The following is a 6,269-nucleotide window of genomic DNA, read 5'->3' as shown; positions in this document are numbered from 1 at the left end:
CCGCCCGCATTGGCGTATCGCGGCGACTGACGGCGAAGGCGTTGTGGCGGCCGCCGCAATGGGCGTTGCCGCGGCCGTGGCCTGAGGTGTCAGACACCAAGTGGCAGGGGGGTTGGGTGCAGGCCGGCGTATCAGGGTGTCTGACACCGCCCGCGCGACAGGGTGTCTGACACCGGCCGCGCGGTCGGTATGGGGGTGTATAAATCTTTGGCGCAAAACAAAACCCCGTAAGCGGTGAGCTTACGGGGTTTTGAGGAATAAAAGCCTGACGATGACCTACTTTCACAGACGAATGTCCACTATCATCGGCGCGAAGGCGTTTCACTGTCCTGTTCGGGATGGGAAGGAGTGGGGCCACCTTGCTATGGTCGTCAGGCGTAACCGGCTAAGCGGTTGACGCGATGTCAACGGCTTGAATTTGGAAGAAGCAGCAACTGCAGGTTGCGTTGATGTATGTTCAGACGGCACTGGCGCGAACTGGCCAGCAATCGTATATGTAAGACTAAAGAGTTATAGGATCAAGCCGCACGGGCAATTAGTATCGGTTAGCTTAACGCATTACTGCGCTTCCACACCCGACCTATCAACGTCCTGGTCTTGAACGACCCTTTAGGGGGATCGAGTCCCCGGGATACCTAATCTTCAGACGAGTTTCCCGCTTAGATGCCTTCAGCGGTTATCTCTTCCGTACTTAGCTACCCGGCAATGCCATTGGCATGACAACCGGTACACCAGAGGTACGTCCACTCCGGTCCTCTCGTACTAGGAGCAGGCTCCGTCAAGTATCCAACGCCCACGGCAGATAGGGACCAAACTGTCTCACGACGTTTTAAACCCAGCTCACGTACCTCTTTAAATGGCGAACAGCCATACCCTTGGGACCGGCTACAGCCCCAGGATGAGATGAGCCGACATCGAGGTGCCAAACACCGCCGTCGATATGAACTCTTGGGCGGTATCAGCCTGTTATCCCCAGAGTACCTTTTATCCGTTGAGCGATGGCCCTTCCATTCAGAACCACCGGATCACTATGTCCTGCTTTCGCACCTGTTCGACTTGTCAGTCTCACAGTCAAGCACGCTTATGCCATTGCACTATCAGCACGATTTCCGACCGTACCTAGCGTACCTTCGAGCTCCTCCGTTACACTTTGGGAGGAGACCGCCCCAGTCAAACTGCCCACCATGCACTGTCCCCGATCCGGATAACGGACCAAGGTTAGAACCGCAAACAAACCAGGGTGGTATTTCAAGGTCGGCTCCCTCGAATCTGGCGACTCGAGTTCTGCGCCTCCCACCTATCCTACACAGGCCGGTTCACAGTCCAATGCAAAGCTACAGTAAAGGTTCATGGGGTCTTTCCGTCTAGCCGCGGGTAGATTGCATCATCACAAACACTTCAACTTCGCTGAGTCTCGGGAGGAGACAGTGTGGCCATCGTTACGCCATTCGTGCAGGTCGGAACTTACCCGACAAGGAATTTCGCTACCTTAGGACCGTTATAGTTACGGCCGCCGTTTACCGGGGCTTCGATCAAGAGCTTGCACCCCATCACTTAACCTTCCGGCACCGGGCAGGCGTCACACCCTATACGTCGACTTTCGTCTTTGCAGAGTGCTGTGTTTTTAATAAACAGTCGCAGCCACCGATTCTCTGCGACCCCATCATGCTCAGCGCGCAGGCGCCTCACACTACCGGGGCATACCTTCTCCCGAAGTTACGGTATCAATTTGCCGAGTTCCTTCTCCCGAGTTCTCTCAAGCGCCTTGGAATATTCATCCCGTCCACCTGTGTCGGTTTGCGGTACGGTCTCGTACAGCTGAAGCTTAGAGGCTTTTCTTGGAACCACTTCCAATCACTTCGCGAGACTTGCTCGCTCGAGCCACACCCTTGATTTACGCGCCCGGATTTGCCTAAGCGCCATCTTCAATGCAGCAACAGGGACATCCAACACCCTGATGATCTTCCGCGATCCGTCCCCCCATCGCACTGTACGACGGTGCTGGAATATTAACCAGCTTCCCATCAGCTACGCATCTCTGCCTCGCCTTAGGGGCCGACTCACCCTGCGCCGATGAACGTTGCGCAGGAAACCTTGGACTTACGGCGAGGGGGCTTTTCACCCCCTTTATCGCTACTCATGTCAGCATTCGCACTTCTGATACCTCCAGCAGCCTTCACAAGCCACCTTCGCAGGCTTACAGAACGCTCTCCTACCGCGTGTACAAAGTACACACCCGCAGCTTCGGTTTATCGCTTAGCCCCGTTACATCTTCCGCGCAGGACGACTCGATCAGTGAGCTATTACGCTTTCTTTAAAGGATGGCTGCTTCTAAGCCAACCTCCTGACTGTCTATGCCTTCCCACTTCGTTTCCCACTTAGCGATAATTTGGGACCTTAGCTGGCGGTCTGGGTTGTTTCCCTCTTGAGTCCGGACGTTAGCACCCGGTGCTCTGTCTCCCAAGCTGTACTTGCGGGTATTCGGAGTTTGCCATGGTTTGGTAAGTCGCCATGACCCCCTAGCCATAACAGTGCTCTACCCCCCGCAGTAATACTTGAGGCACTACCTAAATAGTTTTCGGAGAGAACCAGCTATTTCCAGATTTGTTTAGCCTTTCACCCCTATCCACAGCTCATCCCCTAGTTTTTCAACACTAGTGGGTTCGGTCCTCCAGCACGTGTTACCGTGCCTTCAACCTGGCCATGGGTAGATCATCTGGTTTCGGGTCTACACCCAGCGACTGAACGCCCTATTCGGACTCGCTTTCGCTACGCCTTCCCTATTCGGTTAAGCTCGCCACTGAATGTAAGTCGCTGACCCATTATACAAAAGGTACGCCGTCACCCCACAAGGAGGCTCCGACTGTTTGTATGCATACGGTTTCAGGATCTATTTCACTCCCCTTCCGGGGTTCTTTTCGCCTTTCCCTCACGGTACTGGTTCACTATCGGTCGATCACGAGTATTTAGCCTTGGAGGATGGTCCCCCCATCTTCAGACAGGATTTCACGTGTCCCGCCCTACTTCTCTTACGCTTAGTTCCACTACCCGCATTTCGTCTACAGGACTATCACCTGCTACGGTCAGACTTTCCAGACTGTTCGACTATACGGATAGCTAAATCGTAAAGGCTCTTCCGATTTCGCTCGCCACTACTTTCGGAATCTCGGTTGATTTCTTTTCCTCGAGCTACTGAGATGTTTCAGTTCACCCGGTTCGCCTCCACTGGCCTATGTATTCAGCCAGGGATACTGCTTGCGCAGTGGGTTTCCCCATTCGGATATCTACGGATCAAAGCTTGTTTGCCAGCTCCCCGTAGCTTTTCGCAGGCTACCACGTCCTTCTTCGCCTGTGATCGCCAAGGCATCCACCATATGCACTTAGTCGCTTGATCCTATAACACTTGAGTCTTATAGGACGCTGAACATTTCGCGTTTGTGCCGTTCTTAAGTTCAAAAGCTCTGATCTTTCGATCAGCTTGAGACTTGGAACATAATCATGCAATCACAACCCGTATCTATCTTCATCAAGGACTCGCCTCGACTACTCGATAAACACTTTACGTTGTGCTTCTTCCAAATTGTTAAAGAACAAAATATAGCTGTCAGGCCTAAACCCAACGATTAAGATTGCTCGCAACCCTAATCGTTAACCTCAGACTCACCCAAACACACACCCAACAAGAACTGGTGGAGGTGAACGGGATCGAACCGATGACATCCTGCTTGCAAAGCAGGCGCTCTCCCAGCTGAGCTACACCCCCGTATCATGCGTGGTGGGTCTGGTTGGATTCGAACCAACGACCCCCGCCTTATCAAGACGGTGCTCTAACCGACTGAGCTACAGACCCCAGACTCTCTCAAATCTTGCCGGATCTGTTCGATCCTTCCAGCAGCTATATTCCAACAACCGATAAGCGTGGACACTTGACGCGAGCACTTAGCTCTTAAAGGAGGTGATCCAGCCGCACCTTCCGATACGGCTACCTTGTTACGACTTCACCCCAGTCATGAATCCTACCGTGGTAATCGCCCCCCTTGCGGTTAGGCTAACTACTTCTGGTAAAACCCACTCCCATGGTGTGACGGGCGGTGTGTACAAGACCCGGGAACGTATTCACCGCGACATGCTGATCCGCGATTACTAGCGATTCCGACTTCACGCAGTCGAGTTGCAGACTGCGATCCGGACTACGATCGGGTTTCTGGGATTGGCTCCCCCTCGCGGGTTGGCGACCCTCTGTCCCGACCATTGTATGACGTGTGAAGCCCTACCCATAAGGGCCATGAGGACTTGACGTCATCCCCACCTTCCTCCGGTTTGTCACCGGCAGTCTCATTAGAGTGCCCTTTCGTAGCAACTAATGACAAGGGTTGCGCTCGTTGCGGGACTTAACCCAACATCTCACGACACGAGCTGACGACAGCCATGCAGCACCTGTGTTCCGGTTCTCTTGCGAGCACTCCCAAATCTCTTCGGGATTCCAGACATGTCAAGGGTAGGTAAGGTTTTTCGCGTTGCATCGAATTAATCCACATCATCCACCGCTTGTGCGGGTCCCCGTCAATTCCTTTGAGTTTTAATCTTGCGACCGTACTCCCCAGGCGGTCAACTTCACGCGTTAGCTGCGCTACCAAGGCCCGAAGGCCCCAACAGCTAGTTGACATCGTTTAGGGCGTGGACTACCAGGGTATCTAATCCTGTTTGCTCCCCACGCTTTCGTGCATGAGCGTCAGTGTTATCCCAGGAGGCTGCCTTCGCCATCGGTGTTCCTCCGCATATCTACGCATTTCACTGCTACACGCGGAATTCCACCTCCCTCTGACACACTCTAGCTCGGTAGTTAAAAATGCAGTTCCAAAGTTAAGCTCTGGGATTTCACATCTTTCTTTCCGAACCGCCTGCGCACGCTTTACGCCCAGTAATTCCGATTAACGCTTGCACCCTACGTATTACCGCGGCTGCTGGCACGTAGTTAGCCGGTGCTTATTCTGCAGGTACCGTCAGTTGCGCAAGGTATTAGCCTGCGCCGTTTCTTTCCTGCCAAAAGTGCTTTACAACCCGAAGGCCTTCATCGCACACGCGGGATGGCTGGATCAGGGTTGCCCCCATTGTCCAAAATTCCCCACTGCTGCCTCCCGTAGGAGTCTGGGCCGTGTCTCAGTCCCAGTGTGGCTGGTCGTCCTCTCAAACCAGCTACGGATCGTCGCCTTGGTGAGCCGTTACCCCACCAACTAGCTAATCCGATATCGGCCGCTCCAATAGTGCGAGGCCCGAAGGTCCCCCGCTTTCCCCCGTAGGGCGTATGCGGTATTAGCTACGCTTTCGCGTAGTTATCCCCCGCTACTGGGCACGTTCCGATACATTACTCACCCGTTCGCCACTCGCCACCAGGCCGAAGCCCGTGCTGCCGTCCGACTTGCATGTGTAAAGCATCCCGCCAGCGTTCAATCTGAGCCAGGATCAAACTCTTCAGTTCAATCTCTGTGTTGCGCCGTCAGAATGACCCAACGACGACTTTCGCTTGCTCAAAGGAAGTGAGGTGATAGTTTCGAAAAACTAAACCTGACTTCTGTCTATGAGCACTTGATAGTTTCGCTTCCCGGCTAGGCCTAAACCCAGCCGTTGCGCACTCACACCAAGTGCCCACACTTATCGGTTGTTCAATTGTTAAAGAGCGGTACTGCTAAAAACTTCTGCCTTCTGCTTCCATCTTCGCGCAACTCGCAGCGTTTTCGCTGTTTGTCGCCGCGTCGTTGTCAGCAGCAGAGAAACGAGATTATGAAGAAGTTTTTTGTGTTTGTCAACTCGGCTTCGCTTTTTTTCGCGCCGCTTGCGAACTCTTCTTCGCTTCGCGTCTGCCTTGCCAACTCACCACCTCTTCAGAGACTCGCGCCTCCCGATCGCCCCTCAACTACTCAAGGGCCATCTTGCTAGCAGCTAGCGAAACATCTCATCGCGCCTTGCTTTGCGAGATCAGGGTAAACCCTGATGTTTCGTTAACTGCCAAGCCCGAAACTATAACACAACTTTTGCAGATCATGCAACCGAAGCTGCTTTATTTCTACACCGTCATGCAACACTGGAATCCCGGCCGGCCTATGCCTTAACCACCCTCCCCGTGCCCCAGACCGCCTTGACCACCCCTGCGTCCCGCTCATGCGGCAACCGCCTTGGAATCCGTCAACACCGTCTCGTTCCGGCCCCGCCACACCTACCGCGCCGCGTCTGCGTTGCTGTCTGTGTTGCGAGGGGGCGAACTATAGCAC

The 6,269-nt window shown here is 53.9% G+C and carries 2 tRNA genes and 3 rRNA genes; all 5 read right to left on the bottom strand.

Annotation, left to right across the window (positions count from 1 at the left end):
• Nucleotides 1-263 precede the first annotated feature (263 nt).
• The 5 genes from rrf to L540_RS21060 all read right to left on the bottom strand — a co-directional run bounded on the left by rrf (nucleotide 264) and on the right by L540_RS21060 (nucleotide 5,479).
• Nucleotides 264-376: ribosomal RNA gene (gene rrf, locus L540_RS21080) — 5S ribosomal RNA — on the bottom strand.
• A gap of 138 nt (nucleotides 377-514) precedes the next feature.
• Nucleotides 515-3,394, bottom strand: a 23S ribosomal RNA gene (locus L540_RS21075).
• A gap of 293 nt (nucleotides 3,395-3,687) precedes the next feature.
• Nucleotides 3,688-3,763 (bottom strand) — tRNA-Ala (locus L540_RS21070).
• A 10-nt stretch (nucleotides 3,764-3,773) separates the two neighbouring features.
• Nucleotides 3,774-3,850, bottom strand: a tRNA-Ile gene (locus tag L540_RS21065).
• A 98-nt stretch (nucleotides 3,851-3,948) separates the two neighbouring features.
• Nucleotides 3,949-5,479 (bottom strand): 16S ribosomal RNA (locus tag L540_RS21060).
• The 16S, 23S and 5S rRNA genes sit together here with 2 tRNA genes alongside, the layout of an rRNA operon.
• Nucleotides 5,480-6,269 lie beyond the last annotated feature (790 nt).

Source organism: Bordetella pseudohinzii (genome assembly GCF_000657795.2).
Lineage (GTDB): Bacteria > Pseudomonadota > Gammaproteobacteria > Burkholderiales > Burkholderiaceae_B > Bordetella > Bordetella pseudohinzii.
The sequence above is the reverse complement of the archived record's forward strand: the minus strand, read 5'-3'. Positions and strand labels throughout refer to the sequence as shown.